The 24,187-nt window shown below is 59.8% G+C and carries 25 protein-coding genes; 5 read left to right on the plus strand and 20 right to left on the minus strand.

Annotated elements, in window-relative coordinates; genetic code table 11:
* Positions 1-124 precede the first annotated feature (124 nt).
* The 5 genes from EGN72_RS14620 to EGN72_RS14640 all read left to right on the plus strand — a co-directional run bounded on the left by EGN72_RS14620 (position 125) and on the right by EGN72_RS14640 (position 5,156).
* Positions 125-751 (plus strand): class I SAM-dependent methyltransferase, encoded by a 627-nt coding sequence (locus tag EGN72_RS14620; RefSeq protein ID WP_127048838.1) that lies wholly within the window; start codon positions 125-127, stop codon positions 749-751.
* 3 nt (positions 752-754) lie between these two features.
* A complete protein-coding gene (locus EGN72_RS14625; protein WP_127048840.1) occupies positions 755-1,489 on the plus strand; it encodes a hypothetical protein in 735 nt (244 codons plus the stop codon).
* On the plus strand, positions 1,486-2,238 hold the full coding sequence (locus EGN72_RS14630; protein ID WP_127048842.1) for a hypothetical protein: 753 nt from the start codon (positions 1,486-1,488) through the stop codon (positions 2,236-2,238). The genes EGN72_RS14625 and EGN72_RS14630 overlap by 4 nt, the downstream gene beginning before the upstream one ends.
* Positions 2,239-2,261: 23 nt before the next feature.
* Complete coding sequence (locus EGN72_RS14635; RefSeq protein WP_127048844.1) at positions 2,262-3,377, plus strand: glycosyltransferase family 2 protein; 1,116 nt, start codon at positions 2,262-2,264, stop codon at positions 3,375-3,377.
* 117 nt (positions 3,378-3,494) lie between these two features.
* Positions 3,495-5,156, plus strand: coding sequence for a DEAD/DEAH box helicase (locus EGN72_RS14640; RefSeq protein WP_127048846.1), 1,662 nt, complete (start codon positions 3,495-3,497; stop codon positions 5,154-5,156).
* Positions 5,157-5,255: 99 nt separating this feature from the next.
* Here EGN72_RS14640 and EGN72_RS14645 read toward each other — a convergent pair whose 3' ends face one another.
* From EGN72_RS14645 to EGN72_RS14740, 20 genes are all read right to left on the minus strand, one after another.
* The gene (locus EGN72_RS14645; protein ID WP_127048848.1) at positions 5,256-6,932 is read right to left on the minus strand and encodes a ribonuclease J; all 1,677 of its coding nucleotides are present in this window, start codon (positions 6,930-6,932) and stop codon (positions 5,256-5,258) included.
* The gene (locus EGN72_RS14650) at positions 6,929-7,708 is read right to left on the minus strand and encodes a type III pantothenate kinase (RefSeq protein ID WP_127048850.1); all 780 of its coding nucleotides are present in this window, start codon (positions 7,706-7,708) and stop codon (positions 6,929-6,931) included. The genes EGN72_RS14645 and EGN72_RS14650 overlap by 4 nt, the downstream gene beginning before the upstream one ends.
* Before the next feature lie 17 nt (positions 7,709-7,725).
* The gene (locus EGN72_RS14655; protein ID WP_127048852.1) at positions 7,726-8,487 is read right to left on the minus strand and encodes a biotin--[acetyl-CoA-carboxylase] ligase; all 762 of its coding nucleotides are present in this window, start codon (positions 8,485-8,487) and stop codon (positions 7,726-7,728) included.
* Positions 8,477-9,916: an NADH-quinone oxidoreductase subunit NuoN gene (nuoN, locus tag EGN72_RS14660; protein WP_127048854.1), complete on the minus strand. Its 1,440-nt coding sequence runs from the start codon at positions 9,914-9,916 to the stop codon at positions 8,477-8,479. The genes EGN72_RS14655 and nuoN overlap by 11 nt, the downstream gene beginning before the upstream one ends.
* A 10-nt stretch (positions 9,917-9,926) precedes the next feature.
* Positions 9,927-11,465 (minus strand): NADH-quinone oxidoreductase subunit M, encoded by a 1,539-nt coding sequence (locus tag EGN72_RS14665; RefSeq protein WP_127048856.1) that lies wholly within the window; start codon positions 11,463-11,465, stop codon positions 9,927-9,929.
* Positions 11,465-13,564, minus strand: a complete 2,100-nt coding sequence (gene nuoL, locus EGN72_RS14670; protein WP_127048858.1) for an NADH-quinone oxidoreductase subunit L — start codon at positions 13,562-13,564, stop codon at positions 11,465-11,467. The genes EGN72_RS14665 and nuoL overlap by 1 nt, the downstream gene beginning before the upstream one ends.
* Before the next feature lie 4 nt (positions 13,565-13,568).
* The gene (gene nuoK / locus EGN72_RS14675; protein ID WP_127048860.1) at positions 13,569-13,874 is read right to left on the minus strand and encodes an NADH-quinone oxidoreductase subunit NuoK; all 306 of its coding nucleotides are present in this window, start codon (positions 13,872-13,874) and stop codon (positions 13,569-13,571) included.
* An 84-nt stretch (positions 13,875-13,958) separates the two neighbouring features.
* A complete protein-coding gene (locus EGN72_RS14680; protein WP_127048862.1) occupies positions 13,959-14,573 on the minus strand; it encodes an NADH-quinone oxidoreductase subunit J in 615 nt (204 codons plus the stop codon).
* On the minus strand, positions 14,570-14,980 hold the full coding sequence (locus EGN72_RS14685) for a carboxymuconolactone decarboxylase family protein (RefSeq protein ID WP_127048863.1): 411 nt from the start codon (positions 14,978-14,980) through the stop codon (positions 14,570-14,572). Before EGN72_RS14685 ends, EGN72_RS14680 begins: the two co-directional genes overlap by 4 nt.
* Positions 14,977-15,480 (minus strand): NADH-quinone oxidoreductase subunit NuoI, encoded by a 504-nt coding sequence (nuoI, locus tag EGN72_RS14690; protein ID WP_127048865.1) that lies wholly within the window; start codon positions 15,478-15,480, stop codon positions 14,977-14,979. The genes EGN72_RS14685 and nuoI overlap by 4 nt, the downstream gene beginning before the upstream one ends.
* Before the next feature lie 2 nt (positions 15,481-15,482).
* On the minus strand, positions 15,483-16,520 hold the full coding sequence (gene nuoH / locus EGN72_RS14695; protein WP_127048867.1) for an NADH-quinone oxidoreductase subunit NuoH: 1,038 nt from the start codon (positions 16,518-16,520) through the stop codon (positions 15,483-15,485).
* 43 nt (positions 16,521-16,563) lie between these two features.
* Positions 16,564-16,974: a hypothetical protein gene (locus EGN72_RS14700; RefSeq protein ID WP_127048869.1), complete on the minus strand. Its 411-nt coding sequence runs from the start codon at positions 16,972-16,974 to the stop codon at positions 16,564-16,566.
* Positions 16,975-16,977: 3 nt separating this feature from the next.
* On the minus strand, positions 16,978-18,999 hold the full coding sequence (gene nuoG, locus EGN72_RS14705; protein ID WP_127048871.1) for an NADH-quinone oxidoreductase subunit NuoG: 2,022 nt from the start codon (positions 18,997-18,999) through the stop codon (positions 16,978-16,980).
* Positions 19,000-19,003: 4 nt separating this feature from the next.
* Complete coding sequence (locus EGN72_RS14710) at positions 19,004-19,495, minus strand: DUF3291 domain-containing protein (protein WP_127048873.1); 492 nt, start codon at positions 19,493-19,495, stop codon at positions 19,004-19,006.
* Positions 19,492-19,782 (minus strand): hypothetical protein, encoded by a 291-nt coding sequence (locus EGN72_RS14715; RefSeq protein ID WP_127048875.1) that lies wholly within the window; start codon positions 19,780-19,782, stop codon positions 19,492-19,494. Before EGN72_RS14715 ends, EGN72_RS14710 begins: the two co-directional genes overlap by 4 nt.
* Positions 19,779-21,074 (minus strand): NADH-quinone oxidoreductase subunit NuoF, encoded by a 1,296-nt coding sequence (nuoF, locus tag EGN72_RS14720; RefSeq protein WP_127048877.1) that lies wholly within the window; start codon positions 21,072-21,074, stop codon positions 19,779-19,781. The genes EGN72_RS14715 and nuoF overlap by 4 nt, the downstream gene beginning before the upstream one ends.
* A gap of 9 nt (positions 21,075-21,083) precedes the next feature.
* Positions 21,084-21,323 carry a DUF5337 domain-containing protein gene (locus EGN72_RS14725; RefSeq protein ID WP_127048879.1) on the minus strand — a complete coding sequence of 80 codons (240 nt, stop codon included), beginning with the start codon at positions 21,321-21,323 and terminating at the stop codon, positions 21,084-21,086.
* A 2-nt stretch (positions 21,324-21,325) separates the two neighbouring features.
* The gene (locus EGN72_RS14730; protein ID WP_127048881.1) at positions 21,326-22,579 is read right to left on the minus strand and encodes an NADH-quinone oxidoreductase subunit E; all 1,254 of its coding nucleotides are present in this window, start codon (positions 22,577-22,579) and stop codon (positions 21,326-21,328) included.
* Positions 22,579-22,944 (minus strand): hypothetical protein, encoded by a 366-nt coding sequence (locus EGN72_RS14735; RefSeq protein ID WP_127048883.1) that lies wholly within the window; start codon positions 22,942-22,944, stop codon positions 22,579-22,581. The genes EGN72_RS14730 and EGN72_RS14735 overlap by 1 nt, the downstream gene beginning before the upstream one ends.
* Positions 22,944-24,179 (minus strand): NADH-quinone oxidoreductase subunit D, encoded by a 1,236-nt coding sequence (locus EGN72_RS14740; RefSeq protein ID WP_127048885.1) that lies wholly within the window; start codon positions 24,177-24,179, stop codon positions 22,944-22,946. Before EGN72_RS14740 ends, EGN72_RS14735 begins: the two co-directional genes overlap by 1 nt.
* Positions 24,180-24,187: the final 8 nt, after the last annotated feature.

Consider the following 24,187-nt stretch of genomic DNA (forward strand, 5'->3'; position numbering starts at 1 on the left):
GCAAGGGGCGTGACCTTCGGGCCACGACCCCGCCCACGACTTCGCTAAAATCAAAGAGATGCCGTAGACAAAACCCGAATTTACCGCCAGATTGTTTCCCAATAAAGAACAAACGAGGCAGTAAATGTTGAAGCAGACGAAGCCCAAGGGCGATAGTTATTACAAGGGCCGCGCCCAGAACTACAACAAAAAGCGGCTGAAACAGGAATGGTGGCACGTCGAACAAAAGGAAATGGAGGCGCTGCTGGAAACCCTGCCGCGCGATCTTTCCGTGGTCGATATTCCCTTTGGCACCGGGCGTTTCGTGCCGTTTTACGACAAATTCGGCTATACGATCGCGGGGCTTGATGCCTCGGCCGACATGATCGGTGCCGCGCGTGAGGCGCTGGGTGCGCTTTATGACAAATGCAGCTGCACCGTTGGCGATGCGATGGACCTGCCCTACAAGGACGGCGCCTTTGACCTTGTGGTCAGCACCCGCTTTCTGCGCGATATCGTGACCTTTGGCATGGCCAAGAAGATGCTGGCCGAAATGGCGCGCGTCACCTCGAAATACGCGATCATCCAGCTTGGCAACAATTTCACCACCGGGCGCACCCCGGATGATGATGAGGTGATGGGCGGCAATCTGTCCAAGGCCGGGGTGGATAAGCTGTTGAAAGAACACGGTTTGAAGGTCAAGGATCGGCGGCTTGTGCTGTCCGAGCCTGAGATCGGAGAGATCTATCACATCCTCTGCGAAAAGATCTAAGCGATGCAGGTGGAGTTGGTCGGACTCCCCGGTTGCGGCAAATCTACGCTTGCCTCTGCGCTGGAAAAACGCCTGACCGCCGAAGGGCATCGGGCGCAGGGGATGCGAAATGCCGCGAAAGCCGCGATCACGGCCAAGCAGGACAAGATCGGCTTTCTGCGGCGGCGCGGGGAACGGGTCAGCCTTTATGGCTGTCTCGTCTTTGCGCATAAGAACCCCGAGTTGTTCCAGTGGATGTTCCGCCTGAGCCACACCGATTTCGTCGCCCTGACCTGGGGGATGGAGGCGCTGTCGCAAGTGGGCATTTTGCAGGAACATGGCGACAAAGACCTGATCGTGATGAATGACGAAGGCTTCTTGCAGCGGCTGGCGTGGAATTTCACCGCTCTCGGTGATGGGCCGGAGATTGCCGAGATCAGCCAGTTGATCCCGCCGGATTTCGTGACGCTGAACCTGACATTGCCGACCGAACACGCCTATCAGCGCACCAAGGACCGCAAGAAAGGCATCCCCTCACCGCTGAAGGGCGACACGGATACCGAGGCTTTGGCCAAATTCGCGCGCTATGGCGACATGCTGGATCGTTTTGTCGCGGCGCGGCGGGCGCGGGGCTGTGTGGTGATCGACATTGATGCCGCGCCCGAAATGGATACCGTGGTGGAAACCGCGCTGGCCGCGCTGGCCCCTTTGCTGCCCGCGGCCAAACCTGTGAAAAAACCGCGGAAGGCAAAAGCATGAGCGGCCCCACCTATCCCGATGCGCCGGATGCGCTGATTGCCCACTGGGAAAAGCGGCGCGCGCCGATGCGCCCTGTGGATGGCGAAGGCCTTGCCCCGCTGAGCACCGATCTGGCGGCATTGCGCACGCAAATCCTGCCCAAGGCCCCGCCGCCCCTGCCGCAATATTCCAGCCGCCACGCCGCCAAAGAGCATGAGTTGCAAAGCGAACTGGGCGGCGAGAGCGCGCTTGTGCTGCTGCACGGGCTGGTCGTTGCGCATCTTCGCAAACGCGCCTTTCCCGCCCATGCCCCTGCTTTATTTTATAAAATCTGGCAGGAGCAGGGCGAATTCCTGCTGTCCAACCTGTCGACACGCTGGTTGATTTCGGCGGTCATCACCTTTGGCGAACATGGTAAAACGGCATCCGAACAGGCGCTGGGGCGCGAATTGGGCATGCTGTTTTCCTTGATGAAACTTTACGAGTTTGAAAGACTGTTTTCCGGCAAACGCCCGGAAGAGGCGTTCGGCCTGCGCAAGGTGGATGCGGAATTGCCGCTGGGAATGACGCCGTTCTCGCTGGCCACGGGGGGCTTGGATATCAACCTTCTGGCCCCGATCTGGCAGCGCGCGCAGGCAGAGCCGGTCATGGGCCCGCTGGCCTGCACTTTGCTGGCGCGGTTGAATGATGATCCCGGCGGCCTGTTCCGCCGGATTGGGGCGATGCGGGCCAAGAAACGCGCCCGGATTGCCGCGCGCAAAGCCGACTGAACGACAGAAAAGAGGCAAGGACCATGGCTGTGAAACGTGCATTTCTGGTGACGACCGCCAAGAACGAAGCCCCCTATTTTCTGGAATGGGTCGCGCATCACATGGAGGTGGGTTTTACCGATATCGTTGTTTTTCAAAACGATAGCGATGATCTGACGCATGAAACCCTGTCGGCGCTGCGCAAAATCGGCGCGATCCAGTATTTCTATAACCGCGCAGGCGCTGGCCGCCATCAGGTGCGCGCCTATGAACGTGCCGGCGCGCTGGAGGAATTCAAGCAATGTGATTGGGCGATGGCGCTGGATATGGATGAGTTTCTGGTCGTCAAAGCCGGAAATGGCACCTTGACCGACCTGATGAAAGCCGTGCCCGAAAGCGATTGCCTGCATCTGAACTGGCGGCTGTTCGGCAATTCGGGCTATGAGGCGCTGACCGATCAGCTTGTCACCGAACGCTTTACCATGGCGAATTACCAATTGGGCAAAGACGACCATTTCGGTGCCTATAAATGCCTGTTCCGCCCTGCCCTGTTCAAACGCCCCGGCATACACCGCCCCTATCTGCCGACGATCCCCGCAGAAGACATCCGCTATTCCAACGGCAGCGGCCTTCCGGCGGCGGAGTATAAGCTGAAGAATTACAATTCCACCGATCCGGGCGGCTGCGATTATGCCCAGATCAACCATTATATCGTGCGCGATCTGGCCAGTTTCATGCTGAAATCGGCGCGCGGTTCGGCGCATCAGGCCAATCGCCCCATCGGGCACCGCTATTGGAAAATGCGCAACACGAATTTTGAGATTGACGATTCCATGCAGCCTTGGCTGGCGCGGGTCAAGGCACGGATGGAGGCCTTGGACGAAGCCTCGAACGGGCGTTTGATGGAGCTGCGCGAAACCGCGATCTATACCCATCTGGCGCGCTATTACACCATGCTGCAAGATCCGCAGATGCGCGCGTTCCGCAAGTTTTGCAAGGATAATCCCAACGCGATGGATCACCGCAAGGTCAAGGCCGAACGCGCCAAACCAGCGGCCAAGCCGAAACCTGCCGTGACATCAGCAAAGCCCAAAACGCCGAGCACGAAAAGAACGGTGAAAACCAGCAAGGCCAAAGCGACTGCGAAGGCTGCAACTTGACCTGACCGGATTTTCCAGATACTGGCAAGCAGGCCCTAGGGCACAGACGCCGGGGCGCCCGGAAAGCATGCGTCCCATTCCATTTTTGCGGTCCGATACCGCATACACAGGACGCACATGACCAAATTTTCTGATCTCGCGCTGGACCCCCGCGTGTTGAAGGCCGTAGCCGAAGCTGGCTACGAAACCCCCACCCCGATTCAGGCGCAGGCGATCCCGCATGCCCTCGAAGGCCGCGATGTCTTGGGTATTGCCCAAACCGGCACCGGCAAAACCGCCAGCTTCACGCTGCCGATGATTACCCTGTTGGGCAAAGGCCGCGCCCGCGCCCGGATGCCGCGCAGCCTTGTGCTGGCGCCCACGCGCGAACTGGCCGCTCAGGTGGCCGAGAATTTCGACATCTATGCCAAGCATACCAAGCTGACCAAGGCGCTGCTGATCGGTGGCGTGGCCTTTGGCGAACAAGACAAGCTGATCGACCGCGGCGTTGACGTGCTGATCGCCACACCGGGCCGCCTGCTCGACCATTTCGAGCGTGGCAAACTGCTGCTGCAAGGCGTGCAGATCATGGTGGTGGATGAGGCGGACCGCATGCTTGATATGGGGTTCATCCCCGATATCGAAAAGATTTTCAGCCTGACCCCTTTCACCCGCCAGACCTTCTTTTATTCGGCCACCATGGCACCGGAAATTGAGCGGATCACCAACACTTTCCTCTCGGCGGCCGTCAAGATCGAAGTGGCGCGGCAAAACTCCACCTCGGACACGATCACGCAAAAGCTGATCGAGGTGAAGCCGACCCGCAAGGATCGCACCTTTGCCGAAAAGCGTGCGGTTCTGCGCGCGATCATCCGGGCAGAAGGCGAAAGCTGCACCAATGCCATCATCTTCTGCAACCGCAAGATGGATGTGGATGTGGTGGCGAAGTCGTTGAAACAACACGGGTTTAACGCAAGCCCCATTCACGGCGATCTGGATCAGTCGGTGCGCACCCGCACGCTGGACGGGTTCCGCGATGGGTCGGTGCATCTGCTCGTGGCCTCTGACGTGGCGGCGCGCGGCTTGGATATTCCGGCTGTCAGCCATGTGTTCAACTTTGACGTGCCCAGCCATCCCGAAGATTATGTGCACCGCATTGGCCGCACAGGCCGTGCCGGGCGCGAAGGCAAGGCCTTTACCCTGTCGGCCCCGTCGGATGCCAAATATCTGGCCGCGATTGAGCAATTGGTCGGCAAGCCGATCCCGCGCGGCGAATTGCCCGAGGGGATTGAGGTGAAAGCCGAACGTCCCGCCAAAGCCAGCGAAAAGGCCGAAGGGGATGAGGGTGAAAAGCCCGCCCGCAGCCGTGGCCGCAGCCGGACCCGCACGCCAAAGGCCGATAAGGTGGAAAAAACCGAACAGCCCGCCGCCAAACCTGAGGCAGAAGCCGCAGCCCCCGTCGCCGCCGAAGTGGTGGTGGAGGCCCCTGCCCCCGCCGCTGAAGAAACCCGCCCTGCCCGCGAAGATCGCGGCGGACGGGATCGCCGCCCAGACAGGAACGGGGACCGGAACGGCGACCGCAATGGGGATCGCAATGGGGATCGCGGCCGCAATGGTGACCGCCGTGAAGATCGCCGGGATGACAGGCGTGATGATCGGCGCGGGAATGACCGCGTGGTCGGCATGGGCGACCATGTGCCGGACTTCATTCTGCGCAGCTTCCGCATCGACAGCGTGACCGAGGATGACAGCGACAGCGCAAGCGATGACGCCGCCGAACAGGATAGCGCAGAAAGCTAAGCCTTTCTGCACAATACGAAAAAGGCGCGGCGGGGCAACCCGGCGCGCCTTTTTCATGGCCTTGGCCGCCCGCGCAACACGCAGGCGGCCAGATCACTCTCAGCCTTCGGACAGGCGGCTGACAACCACAGTCACTTCGGGCTTTTTGCCAATTTCTTCCATGCAGACCTGACGGATCACGCGGCGCACCGCCTCATCCAGCTTATCATCGTCGCGCAGCACTTTCTTGCCCGCGCCATCGACAAATTCGGTCAGATCCGCCTCCAGCGTATCGGCCAGAATGGCGCCGGTGCGGCCCTTTTCCGGCAGGCCCTTGATCTCCACCCAGACATCGCCCAGCGGTTCATCCGCCTCATCCAAAAGCAGCGTGGCCATGACATGCCCGTTCAGCGCCATGCGGATACGGTCACGCACCACCCCATCGCGCGACCCGATCATCACAGAGCCATCCAGATAGGTGCGCCCGGCTTCGATATACTCGGCCACCTCTGGCTGATCGCCGGTCAGGTCGATCAACATGCCATTTGTCACCACATCCGACATCCGCCCCGCCGCCATGGCGATGCGGGCATGTTCGCGCAGGTGGCGATGTTCGCCGTGCATCGGGATCACGATGGCAGGGTTCAGAACGCGGTGGACGGTTTCCAGATCGGGGCGGTTGGCATGGCCCGACACATGGTAAAGCCCGCCGCTGTCATCCACGACATTGACGCCCATTTCCGAAAACGCGTTCATCACCGAAATCACGCCACGCTCATTGCCCGGAATGGTTTTCGATGAAAACAGGAAGGTATCGCCTTCTTTCATCTCCAACCCCAGGTATTTCCCGCGTGACAGCTGCGCCGAGGCCGCCCGGCGTTCGCCTTGGCTGCCGGTCACGATCAGCATCAGATTGCCGCGCGGCACTTCCAGTGCCTCTTCGGGTGACACGGTGCGCGGCAGGCCTTTCAGCACGCCTGCCGTCTCGGCCGCCGAAACCATCCGCCGCATGGACCGGCCAAGGAAACAGACGGTGCGATCAGCTGCCACGGCAGCATCGGCCAGCGTTTTCAGGCGCGCGACATTCGACGCAAAGGTCGTGGCGACAACCATGCCGCGCTGTGCCTTGATCATATCGCGGATCGGGTCGCGCAGGGTGGATTCCGACCGCCCCGGATGCAGCGAAAACACATTCGTGCTGTCACACATCAGCGCCTTGATCGGGCGTTCCCGCGCGATTTCCTGAAACATATTGGCGTCCCACGGCTCGCCCACCAGCGGGTTTTCATCCAGCTTGAAGTCACCGGAATGCACGATGCGCCCGGCTTCGGTATCAATCACAAGGCCCGAGCTTTCGGGAATGGAATGGCTGACGGGCACGAATTGCACATCGAAAGGCCCGGCCTTCACCACGGCAGGGCGCGGCTCTACCACGGTGATCGCATCCTTGGGGTGGCCGTGTTCATCAAACTTCAGCCGCCCGATGGTCGCGGTAAACTTGCGCGCATAGACCGGGCATTTGAACTTGCCCCAGAAATGCGCCACCGCGCCGATATGATCCTCATGCGCATGGGTGATGAAGATCGCCTCAAGCCGGTCCTTGCGTTCCTCCAGCCAGGAAATATCGGGCATGATCAGGTCCACGCCGGGGGTGGTATCCATATCCGGGAAGGTCACGCCCAGATCGACGAGGATCAAACGTTCTTTGTCTTCCGGCCCATAGCCATATACGTAAGCATTCATCCCGATCTCCCCCGCGCCGCCGAGGGGAAGATAGATTAGCCGGTTCGCTTTCATGCGGTGTCCCGTTCCTTGTTCAGTTCATTGATGAGGACAAGACCATGCATGGTCAGATCATCCTCGATTGCGTCAAAAATTTCCGTTCCCTGCTGGAACAACGGGGCAAGCCCCCCGGTGGCAATGATCTTCATCGGGCGCGGATGCTCCAGACGGATCTGGCGGCAAATGCCTTCGACAAGGCCGATATAGCCCCAATACACGCCCGATTGCATACAGGCCACCGTATTCTTTCCAATTGCCGATATCGGTCGGCTGACATCGACATGAGGTAGCGCCGCCGCGGCCATGGACAAGGCTTGCAGGCTCAGGTTTACCCCCGGCGAAATCACCCCGCCGATATAGGCCCCGTCCTGATCGACCACGTCAAAGGTGGTCGCTGTGCCAAAATCCACCACGATCAGATCGCCGCCATGCCGGTCAAACCCTGCCACGGTATTGACCAGGCGGTCCGGCCCCACGGTGGTGCCATAATCCACGCGCGGCGGCACGGGCAGCTTGCATTCCGGCTTGCCCACCACCAAGGGGCGGCAGTTGAAATACCGGTCTGTCAGCACCCGCAAATTGAACACCACGCGCGGCACGGTCGAGGAGATGATGGCCTCGGTGATCGTGGCCTCTACTTTATTGAGGCTCATCAGCGTGTTGAGCCAGACAAAATACTCATCCGCCGTGCGCTTGTGATCGGTAGAGCAGCGCCATGTCGCGATGAACCGCGCCCCATCCCAGATGGAAAACACGGTATTGGTATTGCCGCAATCAATCGCCAAAAGCATGGGTTCTGCCTTTCGGGTCAAAAGAAAATCTCGGCCGCGGGGATGGTTTGGCGTCCCTGCGGGGTGGTCAGGATAAGCGCGCCGCTCTCATCAATGCCGTCAAACCGGCCTTGATGGCTGCTTTGCCCGGTGCGGGCGGTAATGGTTTCCCCAAGGCGCGCGGCATGGGCCAGCCATTCGGCACGCAAGGGCGCAAAGCCTTCGGCCTGAAAGCGGGATTCCCAAGCATGATAGGCGCGGGCCAAAGCGGTGAGGAAGGTTTCGGGCGTGACGCGAATGCCAGTTTCCGCCAGCAGGCTGACGGGGGCCACCGCGCCAGATTCCACTTGGTCCGGCGTTGGGGCCGCGATCAGGTTCACGCCGATACCGATGGACAGTTGGGCGATCTGGCCGCCCGCGCCCGTGCTTTCCAGCAAAATGCCCGCCAGCTTGCCCCCATTCAGCAGCACGTCGTTCGGCCATTTCAACGCCAGCCCCGCCCCCGTGCCCATCAGCCCGGCGCACGCCTCCCGCAGGGCCAAAGCCGCCGCGAAGGAGCGTAGCGCCACGCGGTCAGCGGTTTCGGTCGGGCGCAAGGACAGCGTGGCGTAGAAGTTTCCGCGCGGGCTGGACCAAGGGCGGCCCCTGCGGCCCCGCCCCCCGGTCTGTTCCGCCGCCATGATCCAGGTCGGCCCCGTTGCACCCAGCCCTGCGGCATAGGCATTGGTGCTGTCCACCCGGTCCAGCAAGATGCGGGCGACCCCTTGGGGCCAGCCCTGCGGCAGCGCCTCAGCGGACAAGCGTTTCCGCCGCCGTCAGCGCGATGCTTTCCACCCCAAAGAGGTTGATCACGCCCAACACCATGATGAGGGCAGAGCCCATCAGTGCAGCCCATTGCACAGCGCCCATCCGGCCATCAATGCCTTCGCCTTCCTTGCCGAAATACATGTAAAACACGATCCGCAGGTAATAGAAGGCCCCGATCACCGAGGCGACAGCACCGGCAATCGCCAGCCATGCCATCTGGCCGGAAACTGCGGCTTGCAGCACATAGAACTTGCCGAAAAAGCCCACCATCGGCGGCACGCCAGCAAGGCTGAACAGCAGCACAAGCATCGCAAGCGCCGGCAGCGGCGCCTTTTTCGACAGCATGTTCAGGCTGTCAATCGTGGTCACGGCATGGCCATCACGTTCCATCGACAGGATGAAGGCAAAGGTGCCGATGTTCATGGTGACGTAGATCGCCATATAGATCAGCATGGCCTGCACACCGCCCACCGTGCCAGAAGCAAGGCCGATCAGCGCAAAACCCATATGCGAGATCGAGGAATAGGCCATCAGCCGCTTGATGTCGCGCTGCCCGATCGCAGCAATCGCGCCGACGAACATCGAGGCCACCGACAACACTGCAATCACCTGCCCCCATTGGCCGGGGATCGCGCCAAAGGCGTCATACATCAGCCGCGCCAACAGCGCCATTGCCGCCACTTTCGGCGCGGTGGCAAAAAACGCGGTGACTGGGGTGGGCGAGCCTTCGTAAACATCCGGCGTCCACATATGGAAGGGAACGGCGGACACCTTGAAGGCCAGACCCGTGATCATCATCACCAGACCGAACAGCAGGCCCACGGGCACATCGCCCTGCCCCAAGGTTGCAAGGATACCGTCGAAATCGGTGGTCCCGGCGTAGCCATAGGTCAAGGATGCGCCATAGAGCAAAATCCCCGAGGACAGAGAGCCAAGCACGAAATACTTCAACCCCGCTTCCGAAGATTTGACGCTGTCACGCCGAAAACTGGCGACGACGTAAAGGGCCAGCGATTGCAGCTCCAACCCCATATAAAGCGCGATCAGATCCCCGGCGGAGACCATGAACATCATCCCCAGCACCGACAGCGCCACAAGGATGGGATATTCAAAGCGCAGCATGTTGCGGCGGGTCATGAAATCATGGCTGATCACCAGCACCGCCGCCGCGGACAGCAAAATCGTGACCTTGGCAAACCGCGCAAAGGGATCATCGGTGAACATGCCGTCAAAGGCCGTCCGCTCGCCGCCACCGCCGACACCGATCCAGAAGGCAAGCACAAGGAACAGCCCGGCCATGGCCCAGTTGAGCGCAGAGGCAAGCGCATCCTTGCCCGTATAGACCACCCCCAGAAGGGCGGCCATGGTCACAAGCGCCAGCGTGATTTCCGGAAGGACGGTTGAAAAATCAGTCGGGTTCATCTGTCGTCCCTCAATGCTTGGCCATTTGCACATCGCCCGAAGCGGGGATGGCGGCATGGTAGTCAGTCACGAGCGCGGAAACCGAGGGGCCGATGATATCGGTCACAAGGCTCGGGTAGACGCCCAAAAGGATGGTCATCGCCACCAGCGGTGCAAAGATCGCGCGCTCGCGGGTGGTCATATCGGTGATGGATTTCAGGCTTTCCTTGATCAGATCGCCAAACACCACCCGGCGATAAAGCCAAAGCCCGTATGAGGCCGACAGGATCACGCCCGAAGTGGCGACAGCGGCGACCCAGGTGTTGACCTGGAAAATGCCAACCAGTGTCAGGAACTCGCCCACGAAACCAGACGTGCCCGGCAGGCCCACGTTCGCCATGGTGAAGAACATGAAGATCAGCGCGTAATGCGGCATCCGGTTCACCAGCCCGCCATAAGCGTCGATGTCGCGGGTGTGCATACGGTCATAGATCACGCCGACGCAAAGGAACAGCGCGCCCGAGATGAAACCGTGGCTGATCATCTGGAAAATCGCGCCATCGACGCCTTGCTGGTTCGCCGCAAAAATCCCCATCGTCACATAGCCCATATGCGCGACCGAGGAATAGGCGATCAGCTTTTTCATATCCTCTTGGGCCAAGGCGACCAGCGAGGTGTAGACAATCGCAATCGCTGACATCCACAGCACCAACGGCGACAGCAGATCCGCCCCAATCGGGAACATCGGCAGGCTGAAGCGCAAGAAGCCATATCCGCCCATTTTCAGCAAGATCGCCGCCAGCACCACAGAACCCGCGGTCGGGGCCTGAACGTGGGCATCCGGCAACCAGGTATGCACCGGCCACATCGGCATTTTCACCGCAAAGCTGGCAAAGAAGGCAAGGAACAGCAAGGTCTGCAAGCCGCCAACGATCTGGAAGCCCGCAATCTCCATCGTCTCGGACCCGAAGTTATGGGCCAGAAGCGTGGGGATATCGGTGCTGCCCGCATCGACATACATCGCGATCATCGCCACCAGCATCAGCACCGAGCCGAGGAAGGTATAAAGGAAAAACTTGAACGCCGCATAAATCCGCGCCTTGCCGCCCCAGATGCCGATGATCAGGAACATCGGGATCAGACCTGCCTCGAAGAACAGGTAGAACAGCACCAGATCAAGCGCGCAGAACACGCCCAGCATCAGCGTTTCCAACAGCAGGAAGGCGATCATGTATTCCTTGACCCGCGTTTCCACGGACCAGCAGGACGCAATCGTGATCGGCATCAGGAATGTGGTCAGCATCACGAACAGCACCGAAATGCCATCGACGCCCATCTTGTATTTCAGGCCAAGGATCCAGTCATATTCCTCGACGAACTGAAAGCCGGTATTGGCCGGGTCAAACCCGGCCAGCACAAAGACCGAAACCAGAAAGGTGGTCGAGGTTGCGACCAGCGCCACCCATTTGGCATTATTGCGCGCCGCCGCATCATCGCCGCGCAGGAACAACGCCAGAATACCAGCGGCGACTGCCGGGATGAATGTGATGATGGAAAGCAGATTATCCATTAGTGCGCGCCCCCCGAGAGCGTCATCCAGGTGACAAGGGCAACGATGCCCAGGACCATGGCGAATGCGTAGTGAAAGATGTAACCGGATTGCACGCGACCTGCGAGGCGGGTCAGCATGGGGATGATGCCCATAGCCACCCCGTTGATGGACCCGTCAATGACATTGCCATCGCCGCGCTTCCACAGGAAGGCCCCAAGCCATTTGGCCGGACGCACGAAGATCAGGTCGTAAAGCTCGTCGAAATACCATTTGTTCAGCAGGAACAGGTAAAGCGGACGCTGCTGTGCGGCCAGTTTGCCCGGAAGCTCTGGGCTTTGGATGTAGAATTTCCACGCCAGCGCGAAACCGATCAGCATCGCAAAGAAGGGCGATACCTTCACCCATTTCGGCACTTCATGCGCGGAATGGATCGTGTGATTGTCCGGCCCAAAGAAGATCGCGCCTTTCGGGGCGGTGCCATGCGCCATGGCGGCATGGCCTTCGGTTGCGGTTGCGGCCTCTGCTGTGGCTTCGGTGGCAGCATGACCTTCGGTCGCGGCACCATGGCCTGCGCCCTCGGCCTCATGCTGGGCCACTTCCATGCCAAACCAGCTATGGATCTTGTCCAGATCACCGAAGAAGGAGTTATACCACACCATCCCCGAGAACACCGCGCCAAGCGCCAGCACGCCCAAGGGGATCAGCATGACCTTCGGGCTTTCATGCGCGTGGTCATGCGCATGATGATCGCCGCGCGGCTTGCCGTAAAAGGTCATGAACATCAGGCGCCAGCTATAGAAACTGGTCATCAGCGCCGCCACAACCAGCATCCAGAACGCGAAGTGAGAGCCGACATAAGCGCTTTCAATCACCGCATCCTTGGACAGGAAGCCCGCAAAACCGATATGCGTCAGCGGAATGCCGACCCCGGTGATGGCCAGCGTGCCCACCATCATGGCGGCAAAGGTCATCGGGATCTTTTTGCGCAAGCCGCCATAGTTCCGCATGTCTTGTTCATGGTGCATGGCATGGATCACCGAGCCTGCGCCAAGGAACAGCATCGCCTTGAAGAATGCGTGTGTGAACAGGTGGAACATCGCCACCGGATAGGCCCCAACGCCTGCTGCCACAAACATATAGCCAAGCTGCGACATGGTCGAATAGGCGATCACGCGCTTGATGTCGTTCTGCACAAGACCAATGGTGGCCGCGACAAAGGCGGTCAGTGCGCCCAGAACGGTGACGAAAGCCAAAGCCTGCGGCGCATATTCCATGATCGGCGACATGCGGCAGACAAGGAACACCCCCGCCGTCACCATGGTCGCCGCGTGGATCAGCGCCGACACCGGGGTCGGGCCTTCCATCGCATCCGGCAACCATGTGTGCAGGAACAACTGCGCCGATTTCCCCATCGCGCCGATGAACAGCAACACCGCGATCAGGTTGGCCGCGTTCCATTCGGTCCACAGGAAATGCAGATTGGTTTCGGCCAGCATTGGGCCCGCCGCAAAGACATCATCCATACGGATGCTGTCGGTCAGGAAGAAAAGCGCGAAAATCCCCAGCGCAAAGCCAAAGTCACCCACACGGTTGACCACAAAGGCCTTGATCGCTGCCGCATTGGCGCTTGGCTTGCGATAGTAAAAGCCGATCAGCAGATAAGACGCAACGCCCACCCCTTCCCAGCCAAAGAACATCTGCACAAGGTTATCCGCCGTCACCAGCATCAACATCGCAAAGGTGAAGAAGGACAGATAGGCGAAGAAACGTGCCTTGTAATGCTCGTGATGGGTCCAGTTATCGTCATGCGCCATATAGCCAAAGCTATAAAGATGCACCAAAGCCGAAACCGACGTGATCACGACCAGCATGATCGCCGTCAGGCGGTCAAGGCGGATGCCCCATTCCGTCGACAGGCTGCCGCTTTCGATCCAGCGCAGAACAACGATGTGCTGGGTTTCATCAATATGGCCCAGAAAGATGATCCAGGACAGGAAGGCCGCCAGCAACACAAGCCCCGTGGTGATGACCTGGCCCGCAAACTCGCCGATCACGCGCCAGCCAAAGCCGCAGATCAGGGCGCCGATCAGGGGCGCAAATAGGATGATCGTTGCCATCAGCTTAGCCTTTCATCACGTTGACGTCTTCGACGTCGATGGTGCCACGGGTCCGGAAGAAGACCACAAGGATCGCAAGGCCAATCGCGGCCTCCGCCGCCGCGACGGTCAGGACGAACATGGTGAAGATCTGGCCAACCAGATCGCCGTGAAACGACGAGAAGGCGACGAAGTTGATGTTCACCGACAGCAGCATCAGTTCAATCGACATCAAGATCACGATGACGTTCTTCCGGTTCAGGAAGATGCCAAAGATGCCGATCACGAACAGCGCCGCCGCCACCGCGAGATAATGCTCTAGTCCTACCATTTTCGTCCCTCCGGGTCATTTGCCCGATTGTCTTTGCGTCGTCTTGGCCATGGGCCGGTTGCTGTTCTGGCGATGCTGCCTGAACTACAGCCCCTGCCCCGGTTTCACGTCTTTCAGTTCCATGGCTTTCGCCGGGTCGCGCCACATCTGATGCAGCACGTTCTGGCGTTTCACATCCTTACGGTGGCGCAGCGTCAGCACGATGGCCCCGATCATCGCAACCAGCAGGATCATCCCCGCCAATTGGAACAGCATCAGATATTTGTCATAGAGCAGCAGGCCAATCGCACGGGTGTTTTCCACCTGCGCCATATCCGGCGTGACCGCCTTGCGCAGCCCCATCGCCCCTTCGGCTGTGACCCAAGCGCCGACACCGATACCTAGTTGCATCAGCAGGATCACCCCGATCAGCAAGGCAATCGGCATATACTTTGCCATCTCGCCCTTCAGCTCGGCGAAATCCACGTCCAGCATCATCACGACGAACAGGAACAGCACCGCCACCGCGCCGACATAGACGATGATCAACAGCATCGCGACGAATTCCGCGCCCAGCAGCACAAACAGCCCCGCCGAGGACAGAAACGCAAGGATCAGCCACAGCACCGAATGCACCGGGTTGCGTGAGACAGTAACCAGAACCCCGGCCGTCACGGCCGTCAGGGCAAAGGCATAAAAAGCCAGATCGGCGACGGTCATTTCTTTGTCTCCTCATCCTCAGCAAAGACAGACTGGGCAATTTCCAGTGCCTTTTGCATGGCGGGCAAGCCGCCGAACATGCTCATCTGCCAGATCACCTCGGCGATATGGCGTTTTGTTGCCCCGGCGGCCATGGCCTGCCGGATCGTCAGGCGCATCTGCGGTTCGGCCTGCGCGCCCAGAACGGTCAGCGCGGCAATGGTCACCAAAAGCCGGGTGCGCGCATCAAGCCCATCGGGGTTGAAGGTTTTGCCAAACCACATTTCAAGCATGTCGGGCGACATGGCGGGAAACAGCTTTTCAAAGCCCTTCACATCCATGCCTTCCATGGCCGGGGCAAAGGCCTTGGCCATTTCCTGCCCCTGCGCCATCATGGCTGCAAACATCTTGGCGAAATCATCATTCATCGGTAAGGCGCATCCAGTTCGAGGTTGCGGGCAATCTCTGCCTCCCAGCGGTCGCCGTTCGAAAGCAGACGGTCCTTGTCATAGAACAGTTCTTCGCGCGTCTCGGTGGAAAACTCGAAGTTCGGGCCTTCGACGATGGCATCCACGGGGCAGGCCTCTTGGCAGAAACCGCAATAAATGCATTTCGTCATGTCAATGTCATAGCGCGTGGTGCGGCGGCTGCCATCGTCGCGCGGTTCAGCGTCGATGGTGATAGCCTGCGCGGGGCAAACGGCCTCACACAGCTTGCAGGCGATGCAGCGTTCTTCGCCATTGGCATAGCGACGCAGCGCGTGTTCACCCCGGAAGCGCGGGCTTAGCGGGCCTTTTTCATGCGGATAGTTCAGCGTGGATTTGGGGGCAAAGAAATATTTGAACCCAAGGCCAAAGCCTTTGATGAAATCCACCAGCAGGAAATACTTGGTGGCGCGGTTCCAGTCGATGGCGCGGTTTTGACCCATGATCAGCCTCCAATCGCCCAGCGGGCCCAGAAGCCGCCGAGAATTTCGAATTTCGCAAGGAAAGACACCAGCACAACCCAGCCCAGCGACAAGGGCAGGAACACTTTCCAACCGATGCGCATCAACTGGTCATAGCGGTAGCGCGGCACAATCGCCTTCACCATGGCGAACATGATGAAGAAGAAGGCCATCTTGCCCACCATCCACAGCACGCCATCCGGCAGCCCCGGAACGGGCGACAGCCAGCCGCCAAAGAACAGCAAGGACATCAGCGCGCACATCAGGAAGATCGCGATATATTCGCCCGCCATGAAGAGCAGATACGGGGTGGAGCTATATTCCACCATGAAGCCCGCGACCAGTTCCGATTCCGCCTCGGGCAGATCGAAGGGCGGGCGGTTGGTTTCCGCCAAGGCGCTGATGAAGAACAGGAAAACCATCGGGAAATGCGGCAGCCAATACCAGTTCAGCAAGCCGTAATCACCATCCTGCGCCGCCACGATCGCCCCGAAGTTCATTGATCCGGTGGAGATGATGATGCCGATGATGATCAGGCCCAATGACACCTCATAGGAAATCATCTGCGCCGCAGAGCGCAACGAGCCCAAGAACGGGTATTTGGAGTTGGAGGCCCAGCCCCCCATGATCACGCCATAAACTTCCAGCGAGGAGACGGCGAAAACGAACAGGATGGCCACGTTGATATCCGACAGAACCCAGCCGTCGTTGAACGGGATCACCGCCCAAGCCAGAATCGCCAGAACGAAAGACAACATCGGCGCAAGGAAGAACACCGGACGGTCGGCCCCTGCGGGCACCACGATTTCCTTGACCACATATTTCAGCGCATCGGCCACCGATTGCAGCAGACCCCAAGCGCCCACCACGTTCGGCCCGCGCCGCATCTGCACGGCGGCCCAGACCTTGCGGTCGCCATACACCAAAAACAGCAGAGAGATCATCACAAAGGCGATGACCAGAAGGCTCTGCGCTACGATCAGCAGCGTGATCCCCAAGCCCGTTTGCAGAAATTCAGACATATCGCCTCTTATCCCTCAGCCTTATTGTTCGTCGTCTTGGTCGTCATATCGTCGGTATTCCTTGCGCGCCGCAATCGCGGACGGTCACTTCGGCGTCGATGGTGGCCGAACCGGCGGGCAGCGCTTGCGAGATGGTGTAAACCGCATCGCCGCGCCAATTACCACCCGTTTTTGCAATCGAGGTGCGCACATGGCGTGCAAAACCAAAGCCACGGATCAGCGCATATTGCGCCGCCGCACAGCGGGCATAGGCATCCACATCGGCCCGGTCACGCGCACCTTTCATGGTGACATGGAAATTCACCAGATCCCCATCCAGCAGCAGGGTTTGAATGCCGCCATAGCTGGGGTTGAAATCGGCCCGCCCCGCCACATCCCCGCCCTCTGTCGGCGCGCAGGCCGACAGGCCGGCCAAGGCCAGCGCAGAGAGGGAAAGAGGGGCGAACCGGATCATCGCTTACTCCGCTGCCATCGGTTTTTCGGCCAAAGCCTTGGCCTGCGCCGACAATTCGCCCATCAGCTGCGAGGCCCGCGCAATCGGGTTGGTCAGATAGAAATCGCGCACAGCGGTGCGGAAATCGGCCGAGGCGGGATCGCGCAGGGCAATTCGCTGCCAGTCGTTTTCCGGCACCTCGTCAATCGCGGCCAGATGCGGCACGGCACTGGTGATCGCCTTGCGCAACGCGGCAAGGCTGTCCCACGGCAGGGTCGCGCCCAATTCGCCGGACAGCGCGCGCAGCACGGCCCAGTTTTCCTTGGCCTCACCCGGCGCAAAGCCTGCGCGGGCGGCCAGTTGCGGGCGACCTTCGGTGTTCACGAACAGCCCCGGTTCTTCGGTATAGGCCGCCCCCGGAAGGATGATATCGGCGCGATGCGCACCGCGGTCGCCGTGGCTGCCCTGATAGATCACGAAGGCACCGGGCGCGATTTCCACCTCATCGGCGCCAAGGTTATAGATCACCTCGGCCCCGTCCAAGGCATCGGTCAGACCGTTGGCGCTATAGGCCCCCACATCCATCGCCCCCACGCGGCTGGCCGCCGTGTGCAGAACCAGCAGGCCGGAATTGCTTTCTTCGGCGATCTTCATGGCTTGCGACAGAACCGCCTCGCCATCCGCCTCCGTCAACGCGCCCTGCCCGATGATGATAACCGAAGGGTTATTCTTGATCTCATCGCTGCATTTGGTGTTGGCCAGCTTGACCAAGGCCGCACGGTCCGTGCCCTTATGCGCATAGTCATAGGTCAGATCGACCGCCGGGCCGATCACATCCACATTGGCCCCCAGCGACCACGCTTTGCGGATCCGGGCGTTCAGCACCGGGGCCTCATTGCGGGGGTTGGTGCCGATCAGCATGATATATTTGGCGCTGTCGATATCTTCGATCGTCGCCGTGCCAACATAGGCCGAGCGGTTGCCACCCGGCAGCTTGCCCTTGTCTGTGCGGCATTCAACCTTGCCGCCCATGCCCTCGACCAATGTCTTGAGGCTGAACACCGCTTCGACCGGGGCCAGATCGCCCACAAGGCCGACAACCTTCTTGCCCTTCATCGCAGCGGCGGCGGCGGCCAAAGCCTCGCCCCAGCCGGCTTTGCGCAACTTGCCGTTTTCGCGGATATAGGGCGTATCAAGCCGCTGGCGGCGCAAACCGTCCCAGACGAAACGCGTCTTGTCGGAAATCCACTCCTCATTCACGCCGTCATGGTTGCGCGGCAAAATGCGCATGACTTCGCGGCCCTTGGTATCCACCCGGATGTTGGAGCCAAGCGCATCCATCACGTCGATGGTTTCGGTCTTGGTCAGTTCCCACGGGCGGGCGGTAAAGGCATAGGGCTTCGATGTCAGCGCGCCAACCGGGCAAAGATCAATGATATTGCCTTGCAGGTTGCTGTTCAGCGTCTGGTTCAGATAGCTGGTAATCTCGGCATCCTCACCCCGGCCCGTCTGGCCCATCTGGGTAATCCCCGCCACTTCCGAGGTAAACCGCACGCAACGGGTGCAGGAAATGCAGCGCGTCATCGTGGTGGCAACCAGCGGCCCCAGATCCAGATCTTCGGACGCGCGCTTGGGCTCGCGGTAGCGGCTGAAATCAACGCCGTAAGCCATGGCCTGATCTTGCAGATCACACTCACCGCCCTGATCGCAGATCGGGCAATCCAAGGGATGGTTGATCAGCAGAAACTCCATCACGCCTTCGCGCGCCTTTTTCACCATGGGCGAGTTGGTTTTCACCACAGGCGGCTGACCTTCCGGGCCGGGGCGCAGGTCTTTGACCTGCATTGCGCAGCTTGCGGCAGGCTTGGGGGGGCCGCCCACAACCTCAACCAGACACATGCGGCAGTTGCCCGCAATCGTCAGCCGTTCGTGATAGCAAAAGCGCGGGATTTCCACGCCTGCCACCTCGGCGGCCTGGATCAGCGTCATCGCGCCTTCCACCTCAACCTCGATACCGTCAATAATGATCTTCTTCAGGTTGGACATGCTCTTACTCCGCCGCCACTTGCGCGCAACCGTGGGTTTTCCACGCGTTTGCATCTTTCAGATAGGACCAGCCAAAGGCCGCATCGCTATCACCATGTTCTTGTTTATGCGCCAGTTTTTCCAGCGCCTCTGCCAATGTGGGCTGGTGGCCCGCAGGCACCCACCACATCACGAAATGCATTTTTCCCAAAACCTCGAACCATTCAGCCCGGCGGTCATAGAACTGTTTATGCACCGTTTTCCAGACGAAGGTTTCAAGGCTGTCCACATCTTCCCAAACCGTCAGGTTTGAGACGAATTGCGGATCGCCACCGATCTTGGCGGCGGTATTGCCCTGCCCCGGCTCGCCCGAGCCTTCCATCATCCACACGAAACCCGGCATCCGTTTGCCAAGCCCGTTGACGCGGTCAAGATTGGCCATGAAATCTGCCACGCGCGGGTCATCGGTGGGGGCCAACAGGCGGCCGACGTTCAGCTCTGCCAGATGCATTTTCATGCGCAGCCCTCCACGATCAGCCAAGCAGCACCCTGAAACCGGTCACGGATCGAGGTTTTTGCGCGCCCAACACAGAACTGATCTGCCGCGCGCCGCGCCTCGGCGCCTTCCCAGTTTTCAAAGGGCCGCCCGATACGCGACACTTCCACCGCACCCGTAGGCCGTTTGGAAACTGCATATTCCACACCGTCCACCACAATCGGGCCACGCGCCACCGGGGCGGGCGAGGATACACAGGCCGAAAGGGCCAGCGCGCCGAGTGTCAGGGGGACGGCAGGATGCATCATTCTGCGGCCATCGCCCCCATGCGTCCGGTTTTCTTGGCCTTGATACGGTCCTCAATCTCCTCACGGAAATGCCGCACAAGACCTTGGATCGGCCAAGCCGCCGCATCGCCAAGCGCACAAATCGTATGGCCTTCGACCTGCTTTGTCACCGACAGCAGCATGTCAATCTCTTCAACCTCGGCCTCGCCCTTTACCAAGCGGTCCATCACGCGCATCATCCAGCCCGTGCCTTCGCGGCAAGGGGTGCATTGGCCGCAGGACTCGTGCTTGTAAAACTTCGACAAGCGCCATATCGCCTTGATCACATCGGTGGACTGGTCCATCACGATCACCGCCGCCGTGCCAAGGCCGGAGCGTTGTTCGCGCAGCCAGTCGAAATCCATGATCGCATCATCACATTGCGCCGCGTTCAGCATCGGCACCGAAGACCCGCCGGGGATCACAGCCTTGATGTTCTTCCAGCCGCCGCGCACGCCACCGCAATGACGGTCCAGCAATTCGCGCAAGCTGATCGACATCGCTTCCTCAACCACGCAAGGGTTGACCACATGGCCGGAAATGCCGAACAGCTTGGTGCCCGCATTGTTCGGGCGGCCAAAACCGGCGAACCAATCGGCCCCACGGCGCAGAATGGTCGGCACCACGGCAATGGATTCGACGTTGTTCACAGTGGTCGGGCAACCATAAAGCCCCGCCCCTGCCGGGAACGGCGGCTTCATGCGCGGCATGCCCTTCTTGCCCTCAAGGCTTTCCAGCAGTGCGGTTTCCTCGCCGCAGATATAGGCCCCTGCCCCGTGGTGCAGATAGAGATCAAAATCCCAACCGGATTTCGCGGCATTCTTGCCCAGCAGCCCTGCGTCATAACATTCGTCGATCGCAGCCTGAAGCGCCTCTTTCTCGCGGATATATTCGCCGCGAATATAGATGTAGCAGGCATTTGCCCCCATCGCGAAAGAGGCGATCAGCGCGCCTTCGATCAGCGTATGCGGGTCATGGCGCATGATCTCGCGGTCTTTGCAGGTGCCGGGTTCGGATTCATCGGCATTGATCACCAGATAAGACGGGCGACCATCGGATTCCTTGGGCATGAAAGACCATTTCAGACCGGTCGGGAAACCCGCCCCACCACGCCCACGCAGGCCCGAGGCCTTGATCTGGTCAATCAACCAGCCACGCCCTTGCTTGATGAAACCCGCAGTCCCTTCCCAATGCCCGCGCGCCTTTGCGCCAGCAAGGGTGCGGTCATGCATCCCGTAAAGATTGGTAAAGATCCGATCTTGATCTTTCAGCATGTCATGCCCTCAATTACCGTCCGCATCAGCCTTGCGCTGACGCCAGATCCGAAAAGTTACCACCAGCGCAAAGACGAAGCCCGCCAAAGCCGCCAGATCGAAGAGAAAGACGAAACGCGCCTCCCACCCCAGTTTGCTGCCGAGAAATTGCGCGCCCATCCACAAGATCATCGTCGCGGCCAGAACAATCGCGACAAGCCGCGCCTGTTTGGCCTGATGAAGCTCTGAAGGGGTGGGCGTTTTCTTCATCGTCAGTAGTCATTCGTCTTGGCGCGGATCAGGAATTCTTCCATCCCCACCTCGCCAATCAGTTTCGCCTGCGCCACCCATTTGTCACGGGTCACACGGCCTTTGAAGCCTTTGAGATTGCTGTCCATCCAAGCGATTTCGGCAGGGCCCCAAGCGGCGATCTGGTCATAATGGAACACACCAAGCGAATGGCACAGCTTTTCCAGCGCCGGCCCAATGCCTTCAATCTTTTTCAGATCATCGGCCACACCTTTGCGCGCGGCTTTGATGCCCTTGGGCTTGCTGCCTTCGCCTGCACTGGCGGTCTCTGCCGCTTTGACTGCTGCTTTGCCAGTCTCGGCCGTTTTGGCCGCCTCTGCCGCTTTGGCCGGGGCCTTGGCTGCGGGCTTGCCAACCGATTTCTCGGCCATTTCCTTGCTGGTCACGACAGGCTTTTCCTGCGCCTTGGTGGCCGCTTTCGGGGTTGCCGGTGCCTTGTCCTCGGCTTGCTCCACCGCCTTCGCAGCGGTTTTGGCCGAAGCGCCAGGTTTGGCAGGTTTCGCGCCGGATTTGCCCAGCCACGGCGTCAGAATCGGCACTTCGGTCCCATCAATCCGCTTGACGGTTTCGCCAATGTCCACCGCCGCTTGCACGCTGGCGTTATATTGTTTGCGACCCGATTCAAAGTCCTTCAGGCTGGTCAGACCGCCCAACGGCTCGGACGCATAGCGCCCGTTTTGCGGGCCGGGAACCGGCACCTCACCCTTGGAAAACCGCGCAATCAGGTCGCGCAGTTTTTCCGGCGTCAGATCCTCATAATAGTCTTTGCCGATCTGGGCCATGGGCGCATTGGTGCAGGCCCCAAGGCATTCCACCTCTTCCCAAGAAAACTTGCCATCCGCCGACAGGGCATGCGGCTTTTCGTTGATCAGCTCTTTGCAGACCGCAACCAGATCCTCGGCGCCGCAGATCATGCAGGAGGTGGTGCCACAAATCTGGATATTGGCAATGGACCCAACGGGTTGCAACTGGAACATGAAGTAGAAAGTCGCCACTTCCAGCGCGCGAATATAGGCCATACCCAGCATATCGGCGACATATTCGATCGCGGGACGCGACAGCCAGCCCTCTTGCTCTTGCGCGCGCCACAGCAGCGGGATGATGGCAGAGGCCTGCCGCCCCTCGGGGTATTTGGTAATCTGTCCCTGCGCCCATTCAAGATTTGCCGGGGTAAAGGCAAAATGGCTGGGCTGTTCTTTGTGAAGGCGGCGTAGCATCAGGCGGCTCCGTTCAAGATCAAGGCGGCCAAAACAACGGCCAGAATGGCCAAGGCAGCCAGCCCAGCCAAGAGATGTTTCAAGTAAGGTCGGCCCAGACGGGCATAGATAAACGTATCGGCAAAGGCCATGAACGCCAGCGCCCCGGACCAGGCCGCAATGACCCGCAAATCAGCGAACCAAGCGACAAAGGCGGTAAAACCCGTAAAGGCAAGATAGCGGCCCAGCATGACATTCGGCAGCGCCTCAACCGCGTGGTCAAGCTTGCGCAGCCCCGCCTGCGGGTTCGGGATGCAGACAGCCGCAATGGACGCGACGACCAGCACCGCAACCCAAGCCAGACCATATGCAGCCGTATTCAGCATCAGCGGTCAATTTCCCCGAACACAACGTCCATCGTGCCGATAATCGCCGCCACATCGGCCAGTTGGTGGCCTTTGCAGATGTAATCCATCGCTTGCAGATGCAAAAAGCCTGGCGCGCGGATTTTGGCGCGGTAAGGTTTGTTGGTGCCATCGGCCACGAGATAGACGCCAAACTCACCCTTCGGGGCCTCGACCGCGGCATAAACTTCGCCTGCGGGAACGTGGAAACCTTCGGTATAAAGTTTGAAGTGATGGATCAGTGCTTCCATCGAGGTTTTCATCTCGCCGCGTTTCGGCGGGGTGATCTTGCCGCGCGCCAGCACATCGCCGGGTTCCTTGCGCAGCTTGGCCAGCGCCTGACGGATGATCGAGGTGCTCTCGCGCATTTCCTGCATCCGGCAGAGATAGCGATCATAGCAATCGCCGTTCTTGCCTACCGGAATCTGGAACTCGAATTCATCATAACATTCATAGGGTTGCGCCCGGCGCAAATCCCACGCAAGGCCAGAACCACGCACCATGACGCCCGAGAAACCCCAATCGAGGATATCCTGCTCCGTCACGATGCCGATATCGGCATTGCGCTGTTTGAAAATGCGGTTTTCGGTCAGCAGCCCGTCGATATCGTCCAGCACTTTCGGGAATTCCTGCGCCCAAGTGTCGATATCTTCGATCAGCGCGGGCGTCAGGTCTTGGTGGACGCCACCGGGGCGGAAATAGGCGGCGTGCAGACGCGCGCCACAAGCCCGCTCATAGAACACCATCAGCTTTTCGCGTTCCTCAAAACCCCAGAGCGGCGGGGTCAGCGCACCCACGTCCATCGCCTGCGTGGTGACGTTCAGCAAGTGGTTCAACACGCGGCCAATCTCGCAGAACAGAACGCGGATCAACTGCGCGCGACGCGGCACCGCAACACCGGTCAGCTTTTCGATGGCCAGGCACCAGGCATGTTCCTGGTTCATCGGGGCCACATAATCCAGCCGGTCGAAATAGGGCAGGTTTTGCAGATAAGTGCGGCTTTCCATCAGCTTTTCGGTGCCACGGTGCAGCAAGCCGATATGCGGATCACAGCGTTCCACAATCTCGCCGTCCAGTTCCAGCACAAGACGCAAAACCCCATGCGCCGCAGGGTGTTGCGGGCCGAAGTTCAGGTTGAAATTGCGGATTTTCTGTTCGCCCGTCTCAAAATCCGAGGAGCCATCATCATAGCTGTTCTTGCGGATATCACCGTCCATTAGAATGC

The sequence above is a fragment of the Pseudorhodobacter sp. E13 genome (genome assembly GCF_003991405.1).
Taxonomy (GTDB): Bacteria; Pseudomonadota; Alphaproteobacteria; order Rhodobacterales; family Rhodobacteraceae; genus Pseudorhodobacter.

Excerpts from the sequence above, each read along its gene's own strand:
- EGN72_RS14710 (WP_127048873.1), bottom strand. The coding sequence starts at position 19,495 with ATGAAAATGCATCTGGCAGAGCTGAACGTCGGCCGCCTGTTGGCCCCC.
- EGN72_RS14645 (WP_127048848.1), bottom strand. The coding sequence starts at position 6,932 with ATGAAAGCGAACCGGCTAATCTATCTTCCCCTCGGCGGCGCGGGGGAG.
- EGN72_RS14625 (WP_127048840.1), top strand. The coding sequence starts at position 755 with ATGCAGGTGGAGTTGGTCGGACTCCCCGGTTGCGGCAAATCTACGCTT.
- EGN72_RS14650 (WP_127048850.1), bottom strand. The coding sequence starts at position 7,708 with ATGCTTTTGGCGATTGATTGCGGCAATACCAATACCGTGTTTTCCATC.
- EGN72_RS14735 (WP_127048883.1), bottom strand. The coding sequence starts at position 22,944 with ATGCTGAATACGGCTGCATATGGTCTGGCTTGGGTTGCGGTGCTGGTC.
- EGN72_RS14680 (WP_127048862.1), bottom strand. The coding sequence starts at position 14,573 with ATGACCGTCGCCGATCTGGCTTTTTATGCCTTTGCCCTGACGGCCGTG.
- EGN72_RS14740 (WP_127048885.1), bottom strand. The coding sequence starts at position 24,179 with ATGGACGGTGATATCCGCAAGAACAGCTATGATGATGGCTCCTCGGAT.
- EGN72_RS14620 (WP_127048838.1), top strand. The coding sequence starts at position 125 with ATGTTGAAGCAGACGAAGCCCAAGGGCGATAGTTATTACAAGGGCCGC.
- nuoK (WP_127048860.1), bottom strand. The coding sequence starts at position 13,874 with ATGGTAGGACTAGAGCATTATCTCGCGGTGGCGGCGGCGCTGTTCGTG.
- nuoH (WP_127048867.1), bottom strand. The coding sequence starts at position 16,520 with ATGTCTGAATTTCTGCAAACGGGCTTGGGGATCACGCTGCTGATCGTA.
- nuoL (WP_127048858.1), bottom strand. The coding sequence starts at position 13,564 with ATGGCAACGATCATCCTATTTGCGCCCCTGATCGGCGCCCTGATCTGC.
- EGN72_RS14635 (WP_127048844.1), top strand. The coding sequence starts at position 2,262 with ATGGCTGTGAAACGTGCATTTCTGGTGACGACCGCCAAGAACGAAGCC.
- EGN72_RS14725 (WP_127048879.1), bottom strand. The coding sequence starts at position 21,323 with ATGAAGAAAACGCCCACCCCTTCAGAGCTTCATCAGGCCAAACAGGCG.
- EGN72_RS14630 (WP_127048842.1), top strand. The coding sequence starts at position 1,486 with ATGAGCGGCCCCACCTATCCCGATGCGCCGGATGCGCTGATTGCCCAC.
- nuoN (WP_127048854.1), bottom strand. The coding sequence starts at position 9,916 with ATGAACCCGACTGATTTTTCAACCGTCCTTCCGGAAATCACGCTGGCG.
- EGN72_RS14700 (WP_127048869.1), bottom strand. The coding sequence starts at position 16,974 with ATGATCCGGTTCGCCCCTCTTTCCCTCTCTGCGCTGGCCTTGGCCGGC.
- nuoF (WP_127048877.1), bottom strand. The coding sequence starts at position 21,074 with ATGCTGAAAGATCAAGATCGGATCTTTACCAATCTTTACGGGATGCAT.
- nuoI (WP_127048865.1), bottom strand. The coding sequence starts at position 15,480 with ATGGGTCAAAACCGCGCCATCGACTGGAACCGCGCCACCAAGTATTTC.
- EGN72_RS14665 (WP_127048856.1), bottom strand. The coding sequence starts at position 11,465 with ATGGATAATCTGCTTTCCATCATCACATTCATCCCGGCAGTCGCCGCT.
- nuoG (WP_127048871.1), bottom strand. The coding sequence starts at position 18,999 with ATGTCCAACCTGAAGAAGATCATTATTGACGGTATCGAGGTTGAGGTG.
- EGN72_RS14640 (WP_127048846.1), top strand. The coding sequence starts at position 3,495 with ATGACCAAATTTTCTGATCTCGCGCTGGACCCCCGCGTGTTGAAGGCC.
- EGN72_RS14730 (WP_127048881.1), bottom strand. The coding sequence starts at position 22,579 with ATGCTACGCCGCCTTCACAAAGAACAGCCCAGCCATTTTGCCTTTACC.
- EGN72_RS14685 (WP_127048863.1), bottom strand. The coding sequence starts at position 14,980 with ATGAATGATGATTTCGCCAAGATGTTTGCAGCCATGATGGCGCAGGGG.
- EGN72_RS14715 (WP_127048875.1), bottom strand. The coding sequence starts at position 19,782 with ATGATGCATCCTGCCGTCCCCCTGACACTCGGCGCGCTGGCCCTTTCG.